This window comes from Bradyrhizobium diazoefficiens, from assembly GCF_016616885.1.
Classification (GTDB): domain Bacteria; phylum Pseudomonadota; class Alphaproteobacteria; order Rhizobiales; family Xanthobacteraceae; genus Bradyrhizobium; species Bradyrhizobium diazoefficiens_F.
This window is the reverse complement of record NZ_CP067102.1, coordinates 703,066-719,890: the sequence shown is the minus strand read 5'-3', so window position 1 is coordinate 719,890 and position 16,825 is coordinate 703,066. Positions and strand designations below refer to the sequence as shown.

Below are 16,825 nucleotides of genomic sequence, written 5' to 3'. Positions count from 1 at the left end.
CGCGGAGGCTTCCCCTCACCCAACCTCTCCCCGAGCGGGGCGAGGGAGAGGAGAGAGGGGAAAATGTCCAATCTGTTCGATCTTCTGGTCGCGGGACTTGCCACTGGCGCGATCTATGCGCTGGTCGCGGTCGGGTTCACGCTGCTGTGGCAGACGTCGCAGACCATCAATTTCGCGCAAGGCGAGTTCGTCATGCTGCCCGCGTTTTTGATGCTGGCGGCGATGCATGCCGGCGCGCCGTTCTGGCTCGCGATCATCCTTGGCATCCTGCTCTCGATGATCCTGCTTGGGCTGGGCTTCAAGATGCTGCTGGTCGATCCGATGATGCGCCATGGCGTGCTGCCGCTCGCCATCGCGACCATGGCGCTGGCGATCGGCATCAAGGAGGCCGTCAAGCAATTCTTCAGCGCGGAGGCTTCGCCGTTTCCGTCGATCGTGCCGACCGGCGACATCTACATCCTCGGCCACGCCGTCTCGCTGCAAAGCATCGGCGTGCTCGTCGTCGCCATTGTTGCCGTGTTTGGCCTGACCACGCTGCTCAACCGCACTTCGCTCGGCCACCAGATGCAGGCGGCTGCCCAAAACCCGACGGTTGCGCGCATCATCGGCGTGCCCGTCGAGCGCATGATCCTGCTGACCTTCCTGATCAACGCTTTCCTGGTCGCGCTGGCCTCGCTGCTGATCACGCCGATCTATCTCGCCAAGTTCTCGTCCGGAGAGGTGCTCGGCCAGGCTGCCTTCGTCGCTGCGATCGTCGGCGGCTTCAACCAGGTGCGCGGCGCCATCGCCGGCGGCCTCCTGATCGGCGTGCTCGACAATCTCGCGGCCGCCTATGTCTCGACGCAGTACCGCGCCGCCGTGCCGATGATCTTCCTGATCGTCGTCATCCTGTTCCGGCCGCAAGGACTGCTCGGCCGCGCCGAGGAGCGCACGGTATGAGCAGCTTCGCCAAACCCCTGAAGATCGCGCTCGGCCTCATCGTCATTGCCGGCCTGATCGTCATTCCCATGAACTTCAACCGCTACGGCCTGTTCATCCTGAGCCAGTGGGCCGTGATGACGATCGCCGCGATGGGGCTCAACCTCACGCTCGGCTATGCCGGCCAGGTGTCGCTGGCGCAGGGCGCCTTCGTCGGCATCGGCGCCTATGCTTCTGCGATCATGACGAGCCATGGCTGGCCGCTGCCGGCCGCCATCGTGGTCGCGGTCGTGCTCGCCTTCGCGGTCGGCTGGGTGCTTGGCTATCCCGCATTGCGCGTGCAGCACCACTACCTTGCCTTCGTCACGCTCGCCTTCTCGACGCTGGCGTTCCTGGTGTTTCGCAACGAGAGCTGGCTCACCGGCGGCATCTACGGCATTTCCAATATTCCGCGGCCGCACTTCTTCGGCATCGCGACCAACAAGCCGCTCCCTTTCTATTATGTCTGCCTAGGCTCGCTCGCGATCGTGTCCGTCGCGGTCTGGTGGCTGATCCGCTCGCCCTGGGGACGGGCCTTCATGGCGCTGCGCGAGAACCCGCTGCGCGCCCAGTCGCTCGGCATCGATACCCGCCGCTACACGCTGATGGCCTTCGCGATCGGCTCGGCTCTCGGCGGCGTGGCTGGCGCGCTCTATGCGCCGCTGACGCAATATATCGATCCCGTGCCGTTCAACCTGTCGCTCTCGCTCGATCTCCTGATGATGGTGATCGTCGGCGGCGCCGGCTTTTACTTCGGTCCTTTCCTGGGGGCGATGATCGCGGTGCTGCTGCCGGAATGGCTGCGCTTCACGGAAGGCTATTATCTGATGCTCTACGCGATCGCGGTGATGGGGCTTCTGATCTGGTCGCCGACGGGCATCTTGGGAATCCTCGACCGTTATATGGCCGCGCGGCGCACCAAGGCGGCCTCCGCGCTGCGCGCCGTCGCAAAATCCCGACTGGAGACGGCGCAATGAGTGCGGTCCTCGAAGTCACCGACATCAAGAAGAGCTTTGGCGGCATCACCGCGGTCGACGGCGTCTCGTTCGATGTGCGTGAGGGCGAGATCCTCGGCCTGATCGGCCCGAACGGCTGCGGCAAGTCGACCTTGTTCAACTGCATTCTCGGCCAGCTCACGCCATCAGGCGGCGAGGTCAAGCTCGACGGCAAGGTCGTCACCGGCCTACGTCCCTCCGAGCTCAACAAGCTCGGCGTCAGCCGCACCTTCCAGCTCCTGCAGGTGTTTCCAAAACTCTCGGTGCGCGAGAATTTGATCCTCGCAGGCCAGGAGCATCAGGGCAACATGGCCTCGCGCTTGGCCGGCCGCTCCGATGCCGGACTGACGGATACCGCCAACCAGATGATCGGCTTCTTCAAGCTCGATCATCTCGCAGCGGAACCCGCCGGCGGTCTCTCCTACGGCCAGCAAAAGCTGCTCGATGCCGCCATGGCGTTCATGGGCGGCCCGCGGCTGGTACTGCTCGACGAGCCCGCCGGCGGCGTCAATCCGACGATGCTGTCGGATTTGAAGGAACGGCTGGTTGCGATCAACCGCGAGAAGAACGCGACCTTCGTCGTGATCGAGCACAACATGGAGTTCGTGATGTCGCTGTGCTCACGGGTGATGGTGATGGCGGAAGGCAAGGTGCTGGCGATGGGGCGGCCCGACGAGGTCCGGAAAAACCCCGCCGTGATCGAAGCCTATCTCGGACATTAGGGAAAGCGAGCCATGAGCGATCCGATCCTCTCGGTTCAAAATCTCGTCGGCGGCTACGGCAAGATGACGATCCTGAACGGCACGACATTCTCGGTGCCGCCGGCGACCATTACCACCATCATCGGCCCGAACGGCGCCGGCAAGTCCACCGTGTTCAAGGCGATCTTCGGCCTGCTGAAGCTGCGCGAGGGCAAGATCAGTTTTGCCGGTCGCGACGTCACCAGCTTGGGCCAGCGCGCGCTGCTCAATGCCGGCATCTGCTACGTGCCGCAGGGCCGTAACATCTTTCCCGAGCTCTCAGTCCGCAGCAACGTCGAGCTCGGCGGAGTCTCAGCCGGAAAAGGCATCGACCTGCCCACGCGGATCGAAGCGGCGCTCGACCTGTTTCCCGCGCTGCGCCGCAAGTCGACGCAGCAGGCCTCGACCCTCTCGGGCGGCGAGCAGAAGCAACTCGAGATCGCCCGCTCGCTGCTGCTCGAGCCAAAGCTCGTGCTGATCGACGAGCCCTCGATCGGCCTATCGCCGCTGATGGTGCAGCAGACTTTCGACATCCTCAAAAGCCTGCGCGACCGCGGCGTCACCATCCTGATGATCGAGCAGAACGCGCGCTCGGCGCTGGAGATATCGGATATCGGCGTCGTGCTCGAACTCGGCCAGACCCGCATGGTCGACAAGGCGGAACCCATTTTGAATGATCCGCGCATCGGACAATTGTTCCTTGGGGGCGCGATGGAGGACAACGCAGCATGAACAAGCGCTCGATCGCGACCGTTTCCCTCTCAGGCGCACTCGACGAAAAGCTTCGCGCCATCGCATCCGCCGGCTTCGAGGCGGTCGAGATCTTCGAGAACGACCTGCTGTCGTTCGGTTCGAGCCCGCGCGACATCGCAAATCTCTGCAAGGACCTCAATCTCGAGATCTGCGCATTCCAGCCGTTCCGCGACTTCGAGGGCATGCCGGAGCCGCAGCGCTCGCGCAATTTTGCCCGCGCCGAGCGCAAGTTCGATCTGATGCAGGAGCTCGGCACCGATCTGCTGCTGATCTGCTCCAACGTCTCGCCGGCCTCGCTCGGCGGCATCGATCGCGCCGCCGATGATTTCCGCGAGCTCGGCGACCGCGCCGCCGAGCGGTCTTTGCGCGTCGGCTACGAGGCGCTGGCCTGGGGGCGGCATGTCAACGACTATCGCGATGCCTGGGAGATCGTGCGCCGCGCCGATCATTCCGCGATCGGCGTCATCCTCGACAGCTTTCACGCGCTGGCGCCCGGCTTCCCGGTCCGCGCGATGGCCTCGATCCCCGGCGACAAGATCTTTCTGGTGCAGTTGGCCGACGCACCGAAGCTCGAGCTCGACATCCTGTCGTGGAGCCGACACTTCCGCTCCTTTCCCGGCCAGGGCGACCTGCCGGTCGTCGAGTTCATGCAGGCGATCGCGGCGACCGGCTATTCCGGTCCGTGGTCGCTGGAGATCTTCAACGACCAGTTCCGCGCCGGCTCGGCGGCGCAGACAGCCGTCGATGGCCTGCGCTCGCTGATCCTGTTGCAGGACCAGCTCGCCCCGGATTGGCCAAAGCTCGTCGGCGAGCCCTTGGCACCGAAGGCCAAGAGCAGCGGCACGGGCTTCATCGAGTTTGCCGTCAACGAGACCAAGGCCGGTGAGCTCGCGCATCTATTCTCGCGGCTCGGCTTCCGCAAGACCGGCAAGCACCGCAGCAAGGCGGTGGAGCGCTGGTCGCAGGGCGAGGTCGAGCTCGTGATCAACTCAGAGACCGACGGCTTTGCGCATTCGCACTATGTCACGCATGGCCCGGGCGTCTGCGCCATCGCGCTCGACGTCGACAATGCCGGCCTCGCCATGCAGCGAGCCGAAACGCTGAAGGCACGCACCTTCTATCAGCCGGTCGGGCCGGGCGAGCTGGAGATCCCCGCGATCCACGGCGTCGGCGGCAGCCTGCTTTATTTCCTCGACCAGGCCGGCAAGAACTGGGACACGGATTTTGCGCCGGTTGCGAGCGAAGCAAGCGCGGATGCGCTGCTCGCCATCGACCACATCGCGCAGTCGATGCCTTATGACGAGATGCTGTCCTGGCTGCTGTTTTACACCGGCATCCTCGACCTCAAGCGCCTGCCGCAGATGGAGATCGCCGACCCCCGAGGCCTCGTGCAGAGCCAGGCCGTCATCAACGGTGACCAGAGCCTGTGCTTCGTGCTCAACGGCTCCTCGGCCAACCGCACGCTGCCGGCGCGCTTCATCTCGGAATTTTTCGGCTCAGGCGTGCAGCACGTCGCGTTTGCGTGCAAAGACATCTTCGCGACCGTCGCCGTGATGCGCGCCCGCGGCGCGGATTTTCTCGATATCCCTGACAACTATTACGACGACATCGAAGCCAAGTACGACCTCGCGCCCGACATCATGGCAAAACTCCGCGCCAACCACATCCTCTACGACCACGAGGGCGACGGCGAGTTCTTCCAGGTCTACACCCACATCTTTGATGAGCGCTTCTTCTTTGAGATCGTGGAGCGACGGAGCTACCAGGGATTTGGCGCCGCAAACGCAGGGATCAGGCTCGCAGCGCAGGCTCGTGAGGTGCGCCCCGCGAGCATGCCAAGGGTGTAGGCTCCATCCACGCCGTCATTGCGAGCGGAGCGAAGCAACCCCGAGTATTTCCACGGAGGGATTCTGGATTGCTTCGCTACGCTCGCGATGACGGAGGAGAGTGCTGAGAGCTCCCTCCCCGCATCCGCCTTCGCTAAAGCTTCGGCGGGACAAGCGCGGGGAGAGAGGCAAAGCCTCACTTCATCTTACACTTGTCGTGGAAGCGATCCTGGTCGTTCTCGACGATGGTGGCAACCGTCTTCAGCGAGAGCTGGCCGTCGCCGTCCTTGACGACGTCCTGCAGATAGAAGCTCTGCACCGGGATATGGTTGTTGCCGTATTTGAACGAGCCGCGCAGCGACTTGATGTTGGCCTTCTCCATCTCGGCCTTCATCGCGTCCTTCTTGCTGGTATCGCCTTTCACCGCGACCACAGCGCTGTTGATCAGCTGGGCCGCGTCATAGGCTTGCGCACCGTAATAGGTCGGGCGCAGGCCGGTGTACTTCTTGCGATAGTCGGCGACGAAGCGCTTGTTCTGCTCGTTGGGGAGGTCGTTGACCCATTCCTGCGCCCCGGGAACGCCGAGCGCGTTCTCCTTCTGCAGCGGCAGCGAGAGCTCGTCGACGGTGAACGCCGTGTAGAGCGGCATCGTGCTCTTCAGGCCCGCCTGCGCATATTGATTGAGGAACTGCACGCCGGCCGGACCGGGATAGAATACGAAGATCGATTCCGCGCCCGAGGCGCGCGCCTTGGAGAGTTCGGCAGAGAAGTCGAGCTGGCTCGGCCAGACCGTGTATTCCTCGCCTTTGACCTCACCCTTGAACGTGCTCTTCACGCCCGCGAGCATGTCCTTGCCGGCCGCGTAGTTCGGCCCGATCAGGAACACGCTCTTGACGCCCTTCTGGTTCATGTAGAGGCCCATCGCGGCCGGCGTCTGGTCGTTCTGCCAGGAGGTCGAGAACACGTAAGGGCTGCACAGCTCGCCCGCGAGCTGCGACGGGCCGGCGTTGGCCGAGATCAGGAAGGTCTGCGAGTCCACCGCGGTCTTGAGCGAGGCGAGCAGCACGTTCGACCAGATGTAGCCGGCGAGGAAATCGACCTTGTCGGACTGCACCAGCTTTTCGGTCTTCTGCTTGCCAACATCGGGCTTCTGGCCGTCGTCCTCGTAGATCACCTCGACTGGCTTGCCGTCCATCTTGCGGCCCATGTGATCGAGCGCGAGCTCGAAGGAGTTGCGCATGTCGTTGCCGATCACGGCGCCCGGGCCGCTGAAGGTCGAAACGAAACCGATCTTGATGGTGTCGCCGGCGAATGCTGGGCTCGCCAGCGCGAGCGCAGCCGCACCCGCCAGCCAGAATGCTGTCTTCATAACCACTCCCCTCCTTATTATTGATCCCGGAAACATTATTGATCCCGGAAACGGGGTGATCGCCGCCCCGGGTCTGTCGCTATTGAACGCAAAATCTGTCGCGCCGCCAATGGCTCAGCGCCCGCCCCTGCACCATATTTCGCCCCAATCGGGGATGGCAAGAAATATAATTCTACTCACTTCGACCAAGGCTGCGGCGCTTTTTCGCGGGATCGATACATCAGGCCTATCCTCCGATTGATAACGGCTATTGGACCACGGAGGCCAATCCGCACTTAAATGAGAGAGTAGAGCAGCGAGATTCGAGGGTACATCATGACCACGACACCGCATCGCGTCGTCATCGTCGGCGCCGGCTTCGGCGGACTGGAGACGACCTACCGGCTGGCGGGCGCGCCGGTCGAGATCACGCTGATTGACCGCCGCAACCATCATTTGTTTCAGCCGCTGCTCTACCAGGTCGCGACCGCCTCGCTCTCGACCAGCGAGATCGCTTGGCCGGTTCGCCACCTGATGCGCGACCGGCGCGAAGTGACGACGCTGTTTGCGACCGTCAGCGGCGTCGATGCCAGCAGGCGCTGCGTGCTGATCGACGACGGCAGCGAGGTGCCCTACGACACGCTGGTGCTCGCCACCGGCGCGCGCCACGCCTATTTCGGCCACGACGAGTGGGAGACGTGGGCGCCCGGCCTGAAGACGCTGGAAGACGCGACCACACTGCGCCGTCACATCCTGGTGGCGTTCGAGCGCGCCGAGCGCGAGACCGATCCGGCGAAGCGCGCGGCGCGGCTGACCTTCGTCATCGTCGGCGCCGGCCCGACCGGCGTCGAGCTCGCGGGCACCATCGCCGAGATGGCGCACCACACCCTGCCCGCCGATTTCCGTAACATCGACACGACCAAGGCGCGCGTCGTGCTGATCGAGGCCGGCCCGCGCGTGCTCGCGGGCTTTCCAGACGACCTCTCGGCCTATGCGCAAGCCTCGCTGGAGAAGATCGGCGTCGAGGTCGTGCTCGGGCAGGCCGTCACCGAGATCAACCGCGACGGCGTGGTGTTCGGCGGCGAGCTGCTCGAGGCCAAGACCAGGATCTGGGCCGCCGGCGTGCGGGCCTCGCCCGCTGCGGAGTGGCTGGGCGCCCCGGCCGATCGCGCCGGACGCGTGCAGGTCGAGGACGACCTGACCATTCCCGGCCATCCCGAAATCTTCGCGATCGGCGACACCATCAACATCAATGCCTGGGAGGGCAAGCCGGTGCCTGGCATCGCACCGGCGGCGAAGCAGCAGGGCCGCCATGTCGCCGAGACGATCAAGGCCCGCCTGCGCGGCGAGAGCAAGGGAGCGTTCCGCTACAAGCATTCCGGCAGCCTTGCGCAAATCGGCAAGCGGCTCGCGGTGATCGACTTCGGCAGGATAAAACTGCGCGGCACCATCGCCTGGTGGATCTGGGGCATCGCCCACATCTACTTCCTGATCGGCCTCCGCCACCGCCTCAGCGTCGCGCTGAGCTGGCTCTGGATCTACGCCCGCGACCAGCGCGCGGCACGGTTGATCACACAGGGGAGCAGCAAGGTGGTGTAGCTTCTTTCTTCCTTCTCCCCTTGCGGGAGAAAGTGGCATAGGCGGCCTTCGGCCGCCGTCCTTAAGAACGCCGAAGCTTAGCTTCGGCTATGGCGCCGGATGAGGGGTTCTCTCCACTAGCAAGACCATTCGTGAGGAGAGGACGCTCACCCGGCTTCGCTTCGCGAAGCTGAGCAACCGCCGACATAGGTGACGGTTCAGACCGACGACGTGGATAACACAATTCTCGTTTCGTTCAGGTCGGTTGCCGCCGGCAGCGTCAGGCCGGCGTGATTGTCACCGGCAGGGTGTCGGCGACAGCACCTTTGACAGCACCGCGCGGGTGCGGGTGTGCTCGGGCGGATCGGCCTCGAGGATCAGGCTCGGCGGCCGCCACGGCGTCTCCTTCTTGAAGTCGGACAGGCCGACGCCGCGGCTGGAGCAGAACGTCGCGGGATCGTTCAGAACCGCATGAACCTCGGCATAGCGCGCCACACCATAAAGCTTCCATTTGTCGAGATAGACGACCGGCCCTGTCTCGCGCAGCAGCTCATGCGTGGGATAGGGGTCGGCAAAAAAATTCAAATCGAAGGGGTCGACGTCGAGATGCGGGACGCCTGATGCGGTCGAGCCGGGTGCGCTCATAAAGATCCTCCCTCATTTTGATCTTGTGAAAGGGCGGCGCTTGCCCTTAGGTCGTTGGGCCCGCCGCGAGACAGATTCCCGATATGCCGCCTTCGACCAGATCCCGCCAAAAACCTGCGCCCGCCGACGTCGGGCCGACGCTCGATCTCGATCGTTACGTCCCGGCGTTCATCACCTTTATCGCCAACAAGCTCTCGAACAGCGCGACTGCGCGTTATCAACGGCAGTTCGGCGTCAACGTCACGGAATGGCGGATCATGTCGCTGCTGGCGATCGAGCCCGGCATCCCCGCCTCGCGCATCTGCCACGTCATCGGCTTCGACAAGGGCCCGGTGAGCCGCACGCTCGCCGGCCTCGAGAAGCGCGGGCATGTGTCGATCCGCACCGATCCGAACGACGGCCGGACTCATTCGATCTCGCTGACCGCGAAGGGCCGCGCCACCCATGACAAGGTGATCGTTGCTGCGTTCGAACGGGAGCGGCGCCTGCTGTCCTGTCTGAGCAAGGACGAGCGCGAGGTGCTGATCGACCTGCTGCGCCGGTTGCACGAAAATCTCGGCGCAGTGACCGGCGGCAGCGGGGCCTGACGGGCCACGCGCCGGGCGCAATTCGCCTCCAGGCATGCGCTGGCATTTGCCCGCGGCACCCTCTCTGCCGAGCATCGTTTCCTCCGATCAGACGCAGCGGTTCCTGCGCCGTCATCCCTGTCCGGAACGGTTCGCACGAAATAGTTGCTTCGGCAACAAAAGAAGCATGCAGGATATTGCCGCAGAATGGCTGGCGTGTTTGGGCGAGCTGCTGCTCCATCCCCCGTCATTGCGAGCGAAGCGAAGCAATCCAGAGTCTTTCCGCGGCGGGATTCTGGATTGCTTCGCTGCGCTCGCAATGACGATGGGGGACGAGCCTGCCTAACACCGGGTTGATCAGCAACTAGCTACAACCCGATCCACTCACCCGACGCGTCATCATTCAACCGCGCCACGGCATCCGCGCGCCGCGTCAACACCGCGCGCTGGTTGATGTAGCCCTTGTCGGTGATCTCGCCGCCATCGACCGACGGCGGCTCGGCGAGCAGCAGCGCGCGCGTGGCGTGGCCGGAGGAATTGGCCCCCTGCTGCTTCAGTCTTGAGAGCCCCCGCACGATGGCAGTCCTGACCTTGTCATGGGCCAACACATCACTGACGCCTGCCGCCTCCGGCAGACCGGAATGAGCGCGACAGGCGCCGATGTTCGGAAACACCAGAAACCGCACCTCGTCGCCGCCGTGACCGGTGACGACGATGTCCTGCGCCAGAGGCGCAAGGGCTGCGATGCCCGCGACACGCAAGGTGCCGACGCTGACCCAGGTGCCGGAATTGAGCTTGAAATCCTCCGCAACACGGCCGTCGAAGAACAGGCCGCGCTCGGGCCGGCCGACGTCCGCAAGCTTCACGGCATCGCCGATGAGATAAAAGCCTTCCTCATCAAAAGCCTGCCTGGTCAGCTCGGGCGCCTTCCAGTAGCCGGGCGTGACATTGGGGCCGCGCACGCGCACCTCCAGCTTGTCGCCGGAGGTAACGAGCTTGAGCTCCGTTCCGGGAATCGGCACGCCGATATTGCCGGAACGCTCAGCAAGGAAATGGCAGTCGGTCGCCAGCGGCGAAGTCTCGGTCGAGCCCCAGGCCGAGACCATCGGCAGCGCACGGCCGACAGTCTCGATCGAAAGCTCTGCGAGTGCGTCCCACAGATTTTGCGGCAGCGCGGCGCCGGCATAGAAGGCAAACTTCACCTCGCCGAAGAAACGCCGGCGCAGCTCCTCGTCGGCACGGAGCGCGGCAATCAGCATGTCGAAGCCACGCGGCACGTTGAAATAGACCGTCGGCATCACGCTTTTCAGGTTCGCAAGCGACGTCGCAAACAGTCCGGGCGCGGGCTTGCCGCCGTCGATATAGAGTGCGCCGCCGTTGCGCAGCACCAGATTGAAATTGTGGTTGGCGCCGAAGGTGTGGCTCCAGGGCAGCCAGTCGAGGATGACGAGATCGCCGCGCCCCTGTTCCAGAAAGGTCCAGGTCTGCGCCTTGGCCTGCTGGCTCGAGGTCAGCATGCGCTGGGTGTTGATGACCGCCTTGGGCGTGCCGGTCGAGCCCGAGGTGAACAGGAATTTTGCGACCGTGTCAGGCGTGACTGTGGCAAAGGCCGTTGCGACATCGGGAGTTTCGGGCGTTGCCGCGACGGTGCGGAAGGCGAGCGCATCGACGTCGCCAGCATTTCCGCTGATGATCTGCGCCTTGTGCAGCGGCTTGATCGCGGCCAGCGCCGCCGCAAACGGCTTTGTCGCGGAAACATAGATCGCGCCCGGCTCCAGCAGCGCGATCATGCTCTTGAGCTTGTCGAAATCCTTCGACATCAGCGAATAGGCCGGCGATATCGCGGCCGTGGGAACGCCGACGTGCTGGGCGGCCAGCGCGAGCAACGCATGATCGATACTGTTGTCGGAGAGGATGACAATGGGGCGCTCGACGCTGAGCCCTTGCGCCAGAATCCAGGTTGCCGCCGCGCGTACCCGCCGTAGGGCACCCGCGTAGGTCACGGTGGCCCACGGCGTATCGGCGCTGTCACGCTCGGCGAGGAAGATCTTGTCTGGCGTCTGCCGCGCAAAATGCTCCAGCCAGTCGCCGATGCAGCGCGCGCAGTCGCCCAAGGGCTCCGGCGAGCGCAGCACGATACTGCCGTCGGCGCGATGCTCGGCGACGGTCTTTGGCATTGCGAACAGGCTCGAAGCGTCACCGCGAGTGGCTGACGTCATGGTTTCCTCCTCGCCCCGGGAAACGTCCGGCTCGGCGACAGCCTCGTTCCGGGCTGCTTTGGCCATAATGTTGGGTACGGCAATTGTTGTCGTCAACAACAATCTTCCGCTGGCACCGTCGAGGCGCTAAGGTCGCCCGGCAGGAGACACGATGTGACAGCCAGCGCAGTCCAGACTTCTTTCCGCAAGCACACCGGCAACGGCACGACGCCGCGGATCGACGCGGACGAGATCGGCCTTGATGCGCTGCTCGGTCACGCCGGGTACGCGGTGCGGCGCTTCCAGATCTGGATTTTTCAGGATTTCATCAAGACGCTCGGCGACGTCGACATCCGGCCGACGCAATATTCGGTGCTGACGGTGATCGGCGCCAACCCCGGGCTTTCGCAGATGGCAGTGGCAAAACGCCTCGGGATAGAGCGGGCCCGTTTGGTGCATCTGCTCGACAGCCTCGAACAGCGCAAGCTGGTGAAGCGGATCAAGTCGAAATCGGACCGGCGCGCGCACGCGCTGCATCTCACGGGCCAGGGTGAGACGGCGCTGGCCAAATTCAAGCGGCTCGCCGCCGAGCACGAGCGGCATGTCGAGGAGAAGATCGGGAAGGCGAACCGGGAGCGGCTGCTCCAGATTCTCGCTGGCTTCACCTGATCCGGACTGCTCATGATTTGGGCAAATGCCCGCAACAGGGCCTTGGCATGCCCGCCCAATCGATCATCGAGACATCCCACAAGCTGCTGATCTTTCGATAATATCCGGAGCGACCGCGCTGCCCGGATAATGTACACAATGGCACATCGCTTGCTTCATTCCGGGTGAAGACAAGTTGCCGGAGTTTTATCGCCATGGGGGCTGAATTGGGGGCTGAGCAGCCTGAAACGATCGCCGCGATTGTGGCCGCGCATCGCGCTGGCACGGTCACGCCGGCGCAGACGGTCGCGCGGACCTATCAGCGCATCCGCGACCACAACGACCCCGCCATCTTCATCAGCCTGCGCGACGAGAAGGACGCGATCGCGGATGCAGAGAAGCTCGCCTCGAAGGATGCCGGCAGCCTGCCGCTCTACGGCGTGCCGGTCGCCGTGAAGGACAATATCGACGCGCTGGGCTTTCCGACCACGGCGGCCTGCCCGGCCTTCTCCTATACGCCCACGCACGACTCGACTGCGGTGGAGCGGCTGCGCGCGGCCGGCGCCATCATCATCGGAAAAACCAATCTCGACCAGTTCGCAACCGGCCTGGTCGGCGTGCGCTCGCCCTATGGCATTCCCAAAAATGCGATTCGTGAGGACCTCATTCCCGGCGGATCGAGCTCGGGCTCGGCTGTGGCGGTCGGCGCTGGCCTCGTGCCGCTATCGCTCGGCACCGACACGGCCGGCAGCGGGCGCGTGCCGGCGATGCTCAACAACATCGTCGGGCTGAAGCCGAGCCTCGGCATGATCTCGACCGCGGGCCTGGTTCCGGCCTGTCGCACGCTCGACTGCATCTCGGTGTTTGCGCTGACGGTGGATGATGCCGCGCTCGCGCTGTCGGTGATGACGGGGCCTGATCAGGCCGATCCGTTCTCACGCGACCGGCCGCTGGGCACGATCACGCCGTTCCCTATAAATCTGCGCTTGGGCGTGCCGCGCAACGGGCAGCTGATCTTTTTCGGCGACAAGAAGGCGGAGGCCGCTTACGGCGAAGCCTTGAAGCGCTGGACCGCACTCGGCGCCGAGCTGGTCGAGTTCGACCTCGAGCCTTTCTACGAGACGGCGCGGCTGCTCTATGAGGGGCCGTGGGTTGCCGAGCGCTATCTCGTGATCAAGAATCTGCTGGCCTCAGCGCCTGATTCGATTCATCCGGTGACGCGCGAGATCACCGCGGCGGGCGCACGGCTGACGGCGGCGGAGACCTTCTCTGCACTCTATCGCTTGCAGGGCCTGCGCAAGATCGCCGAGCGGACGTTTGCGAATATCGACGCATTGGTGCTACCGACGGCACCGACGGCCTATACGACCGCGCAGGTGATGGCCAATCCGATCGAGCTCAACAGCCGGCTCGGGACCTACACCAACTTTGTGAACTTGCTCGATCTCTGCGGTCTCGCCGTGCCGGCGGCGATGCGCGCGGACGGCATTCCGTTCGGCATCACGCTGCTGGCGCCGACGGGACGCGATGCGCAGCTCGCGAGCATCGGCCGCGTGTTCCATGCGGATACGAAGCTCACTGTCGGCGCCAAGGGTGTTGCGCAAGCACCGCTCGCGCCGCTTCCCGCAAACAGCGGCGACGAGATCCCGATCGCCGTGGTCGGCGCGCATCTCTCCGGCATGGCGCTGAACGGCGAGTTGAAGACGCTGAACGCAACGCTGATCGAGGCGACCAGGACCGCGCCGGACTACAAGCTCTACGCGCTGAAGACTACGCCGCCGAAGCCTGGCCTGCTGCGCGTCGAAGCCGGCACGGGTGCGCCGATCGAGCTGGAGATCTGGTCGCTGTCGTCATCGGCCTTCGGCAAGTTCGTCAACGCGATTCCCGCGCCGATGGCGATTGGCACGATCCGGCTTGCGGATGGCCGCAGCGTGAAGGGGTTTCTCGTCGAGCCGGAAGTGCTGGGCGAAGCGCGGGATATCACGGCGTATGGCGGCTGGCGCGCGTATATGAAGGAAGCCGCGACAGCATAGGCCGTATCACACCGACACCGCGTAGATCTCATACTCCCCGCGCACCAGCTCGATATGCGCGCGCATCGCCGCCGTAGCGCCCTGCTTGTCGCCGCGCATGATGGCGACGACGACGCGGTCGTGCTCGGCCTGCGATTTTGCGAGACGGCCGAGATTGCGGAACTGGGCGCGGCGGAACGGCTGCACGCGGACCCGCGTCGCCAGCGTGATCTCGGCGATGTAGCCGTTCTGCGATCCCGCATAGATCGCGTTGTGGAAACGCTCGTTGACCTCGTGGAAGCGGTCGGGATTGCCGGCGTAGCTGAGCACGCGCAGCTCTTCGTGGATGGCTTCGAGACCGTGACGCTCGGCAGCCGACATGCGCTCGGCGGCAAGACCGGCGCACAGCGCCTCCAGCTCCGCCATCGCCTCGAACATGCTTGTCAGCCGCTCGACCGAGGGTTGCGCCACCACCGCACCGCGATGGGCCCGCGATTCGACGAGGCCGCTCGCGACGAGCTGGCGCAAGGCTTCGCGCACGGGCGTGCGGGAAACGCTGAAGCGCCGCGCGATGTCGGTCTCGTCCAGCGGCGCGCCGGGTGCGAGAGTTCCACGCACGATCTCGTCGGCAAGCTGGAGACGCAGTTCCTCGGCGCGCGTGACCTTCTGCACCGATGGCGAGGCACGGTCGACGCGCGGCACCACCGGCTCGGCCGGCAGTGTCCCGGGCGGAAAATCGTCAAGCGTCATACGGTCAGGTCTCTTTCGACTCGTCGATGATGCTGACATGGGCCGCGACGACGCGCCAGCCCTCCGGGAAGCGAATCCAGGTCTGCATCTGCCGGCCGACCCTGCCGGGAGCCGTGTCGCGATAGAACAGAGTGGAGGCAACGGCCGTGTCGCGACCATAACTCGAAATCACGGTCTTGGCGGTGCGTCGGTTGAGGCCGACCGGCGAGCGGCCCGCGCGGAAGCCGGAGATCGCCTCATAGCCGTAGAGGTTCTCGCCGATGCCGTAGCGCAGCGTGCGGGGATCGTTGCGAAGCAGCTCGCCGAGCACGGCGACGTCATTGCTGACGAGGGCCTGCTCATAGCGCTCGAACGCGGCTTTGACTTCCGCGATCACGTCGGGGAGATCGATCTCCATCTCAAATTCCTCTTAAAGTCCCCTTGGCGACGGCGCGGCGGCAACGCCCATCTTTTCCAAAGCGTAGGCGACGCGCAGCGCGATGTCCTCGCGCCAGGGCGCAGCAATGATCTGCACGCCGATCGGCAGTGGCTCGAGCGGCACCGGCACGGCAACCACGGGCAAGCCGATGAACGAGATCGGCTGGGTGTGGATGCCGATATTGGCGCGCACCGGCAACTCGACGCCGTCGAGGTTGAAGTTGACCTGGCCGAGTTTTGGCGCGGTGCAGGGCGTCGCCGGTGCGATCAGCACGTCGACGGACTTGAAGATCTCTGCGAATTGCGCGCGATACCAGCGGCGGAATTTTTGCGCGCGATCGACCAGCGGCGCGGGCACCATGGCGCCGGCGATCAGCCGGTCGCGCACGGCCGGATCGAAATCGTTCGGGCGCCTGCGCAGGCGATCAAGATGCAGCGAGGCACCTTCCGTGGTGGTGATGACGTAGGCTGCTGCGCGGGCGCGCGCGGCTTCGGGCACATCGACCACTTTCGTCGCGCCAAGCGCCTTGGCGATACGGCCGATGGCTTCGACAGCTTCCGGAAACACGTTCTTCTGAAAATAGCCCCCGGCGATTGCGATGCGCAAATCCGAAACCGGATTGGCGATCAGCGGCAGCGTCGGTTCCAGGCCACGCGTGGTGCAGGCGGCATCGTCGGCATCCGGGCCCTGCATCGCGTCATAGGCGAGCGCGAGATCGGTGACGGATCGGGCGAACGGGCCGAGATGATCGAGGCTTGCCACGAACGGGAACGAGCGCGCCCGCGACAGCCGCCCATAGGTCGGCTTCAGGCCGAAGATGCCGCAGAACGAGGACGGCACGCGGATCGAACCGTTGGTGTCCGAGCCGAGCGCGATCGGCACCAGCGCGCCGCCGACGGCGCTCCCCGAGCCGCCGGAGGAGCCACCGGTCATGCGCGTGGTGTCATGCGGGTTGCACGAGGGACCGTCATGGACGTTCTCGCCGGTGAAGTCGTAGGCGTATTCGCCCATGTTGAGCGCACCGACCAACACGGCGCCGGCGGCTTCCATGCGCTCGATCAGCGTGGCGTCGCGCTTGGCGGGCGCAAGATCGCGGTTGATCTTCGAGCCGGCCCGCGTGGGCAGACCCGCGACGTCGAACAGGTTCTTCACGGCAAAAGGCACGCCGGCGAGCGGGCCGACGGTCTTTTCGGCCGCGATATCGGCATCGATCGCGCGCGCCTTCGCACGCGCGCGGTCGGCGGTGACGTCGGTGAAGGAATTGAGAATGCCGTCGTGCTGCTTGATGCGCGCGAGCGCCGCTTCAGTGGCATCGAGCGCCGACATCTTGCCGCCCGCAACCGCGGTCGCAATCTCGGAGGCCGTCATCTCTGGCTTGGTGGTCATGGCAG

The 16,825-nt window shown here is 64.7% G+C and carries 14 protein-coding genes and 1 pseudogene; 9 read left to right on the top strand and 6 right to left on the bottom strand.

Annotation, left to right across the window (positions count from 1 at the left end):
* Positions 1 to 63 precede the first annotated feature (63 nt).
* From JJC00_RS03290 to JJC00_RS03270, 5 genes are read left to right on the top strand one after another with little or no spacing between them, the layout of a single operon-like run.
* Complete coding sequence (locus JJC00_RS03290; protein WP_200471332.1) at positions 64 to 939, top strand: branched-chain amino acid ABC transporter permease; 876 nt, start codon at positions 64 to 66, stop codon at positions 937 to 939.
* On the top strand, positions 936 to 1,934 hold the full coding sequence (locus JJC00_RS03285) for a branched-chain amino acid ABC transporter permease (protein ID WP_200471331.1): 999 nt from the start codon (positions 936 to 938) through the stop codon (positions 1,932 to 1,934). The genes JJC00_RS03290 and JJC00_RS03285 overlap by 4 nt, the downstream gene beginning before the upstream one ends.
* Positions 1,931 to 2,674, top strand: coding sequence for an ABC transporter ATP-binding protein (locus JJC00_RS03280; RefSeq protein ID WP_200471330.1), 744 nt, complete (start codon positions 1,931 to 1,933; stop codon positions 2,672 to 2,674). Before JJC00_RS03285 ends, JJC00_RS03280 begins: the two co-directional genes overlap by 4 nt.
* Positions 2,675 to 2,686: 12 nt before the next feature.
* Positions 2,687 to 3,424: an ABC transporter ATP-binding protein gene (locus tag JJC00_RS03275; RefSeq protein ID WP_200471329.1), complete on the top strand. Its 738-nt coding sequence runs from the start codon at positions 2,687 to 2,689 to the stop codon at positions 3,422 to 3,424.
* Positions 3,421 to 5,292 carry a bifunctional sugar phosphate isomerase/epimerase/4-hydroxyphenylpyruvate dioxygenase family protein gene (locus JJC00_RS03270; RefSeq protein ID WP_200471328.1) on the top strand — a complete coding sequence of 624 codons (1,872 nt, stop codon included), beginning with the start codon at positions 3,421 to 3,423 and terminating at the stop codon, positions 5,290 to 5,292. Before JJC00_RS03275 ends, JJC00_RS03270 begins: the two co-directional genes overlap by 4 nt.
* Before the next feature lie 175 nt (positions 5,293 to 5,467).
* Here the strand turns inward: JJC00_RS03270 and JJC00_RS03265 are convergent, their stop codons facing one another.
* Positions 5,468 to 6,640: an ABC transporter substrate-binding protein gene (locus tag JJC00_RS03265; protein ID WP_200471327.1), complete on the bottom strand. Its 1,173-nt coding sequence runs from the start codon at positions 6,638 to 6,640 to the stop codon at positions 5,468 to 5,470.
* 315 nt (positions 6,641 to 6,955) lie between these two features.
* On the opposite strand from JJC00_RS03265, the gene JJC00_RS03260 reads away from it, so the two are divergent.
* Positions 6,956 to 8,218, top strand: coding sequence for an NAD(P)/FAD-dependent oxidoreductase (locus JJC00_RS03260; protein WP_200471326.1), 1,263 nt, complete (start codon positions 6,956 to 6,958; stop codon positions 8,216 to 8,218).
* Between the two features lie 288 nt (positions 8,219 to 8,506).
* Here the strand turns inward: JJC00_RS03260 and JJC00_RS03255 are convergent.
* Positions 8,507 to 8,842, bottom strand: a pseudogene (locus tag JJC00_RS03255) (cytochrome P450); the annotation flags it as partial.
* 83 nt (positions 8,843 to 8,925) lie between these two features.
* Here JJC00_RS03255 and JJC00_RS03250 point away from each other — a divergent pair.
* The gene (locus JJC00_RS03250) at positions 8,926 to 9,429 is read left to right on the top strand and encodes a MarR family winged helix-turn-helix transcriptional regulator (RefSeq protein WP_200471325.1); all 504 of its coding nucleotides are present in this window, start codon (positions 8,926 to 8,928) and stop codon (positions 9,427 to 9,429) included.
* Between the two features lie 347 nt (positions 9,430 to 9,776).
* Here the strand turns inward: JJC00_RS03250 and JJC00_RS03245 are convergent, their stop codons facing one another.
* Positions 9,777 to 11,627, bottom strand: a complete 1,851-nt coding sequence (locus JJC00_RS03245; protein WP_200471324.1) for a feruloyl-CoA synthase — start codon at positions 11,625 to 11,627, stop codon at positions 9,777 to 9,779.
* Between the two features lie 153 nt (positions 11,628 to 11,780).
* On the opposite strand from JJC00_RS03245, the gene JJC00_RS03240 reads away from it, so the two are divergent.
* Together JJC00_RS03240 and atzF are read left to right on the top strand one after the other, a co-directional pair.
* Positions 11,781 to 12,275: a MarR family winged helix-turn-helix transcriptional regulator gene (locus tag JJC00_RS03240; protein WP_200471323.1), complete on the top strand. Its 495-nt coding sequence runs from the start codon at positions 11,781 to 11,783 to the stop codon at positions 12,273 to 12,275.
* 194 nt (positions 12,276 to 12,469) lie between these two features.
* Positions 12,470 to 14,287, top strand: coding sequence for an allophanate hydrolase (gene atzF / locus JJC00_RS03235; protein WP_200471322.1), 1,818 nt, complete (start codon positions 12,470 to 12,472; stop codon positions 14,285 to 14,287).
* A 6-nt stretch (positions 14,288 to 14,293) separates the two neighbouring features.
* Here atzF and JJC00_RS03230 read toward each other — a convergent pair whose 3' ends face one another.
* From JJC00_RS03230 to JJC00_RS03220, 3 genes are read right to left on the bottom strand one after another with little or no spacing between them, the layout of a single operon-like run.
* On the bottom strand, positions 14,294 to 15,016 hold the full coding sequence (locus JJC00_RS03230) for a GntR family transcriptional regulator (RefSeq protein ID WP_200471321.1): 723 nt from the start codon (positions 15,014 to 15,016) through the stop codon (positions 14,294 to 14,296).
* A gap of 4 nt (positions 15,017 to 15,020) precedes the next feature.
* Positions 15,021 to 15,413: an oxalurate catabolism protein HpxZ gene (gene hpxZ, locus JJC00_RS03225; protein WP_200471320.1), complete on the bottom strand. Its 393-nt coding sequence runs from the start codon at positions 15,411 to 15,413 to the stop codon at positions 15,021 to 15,023.
* Between the two features lie 12 nt (positions 15,414 to 15,425).
* The gene (locus JJC00_RS03220) at positions 15,426 to 16,820 is read right to left on the bottom strand and encodes an AtzE family amidohydrolase (RefSeq protein WP_200471319.1); all 1,395 of its coding nucleotides are present in this window, start codon (positions 16,818 to 16,820) and stop codon (positions 15,426 to 15,428) included.
* Positions 16,821 to 16,825 lie beyond the last annotated feature (5 nt).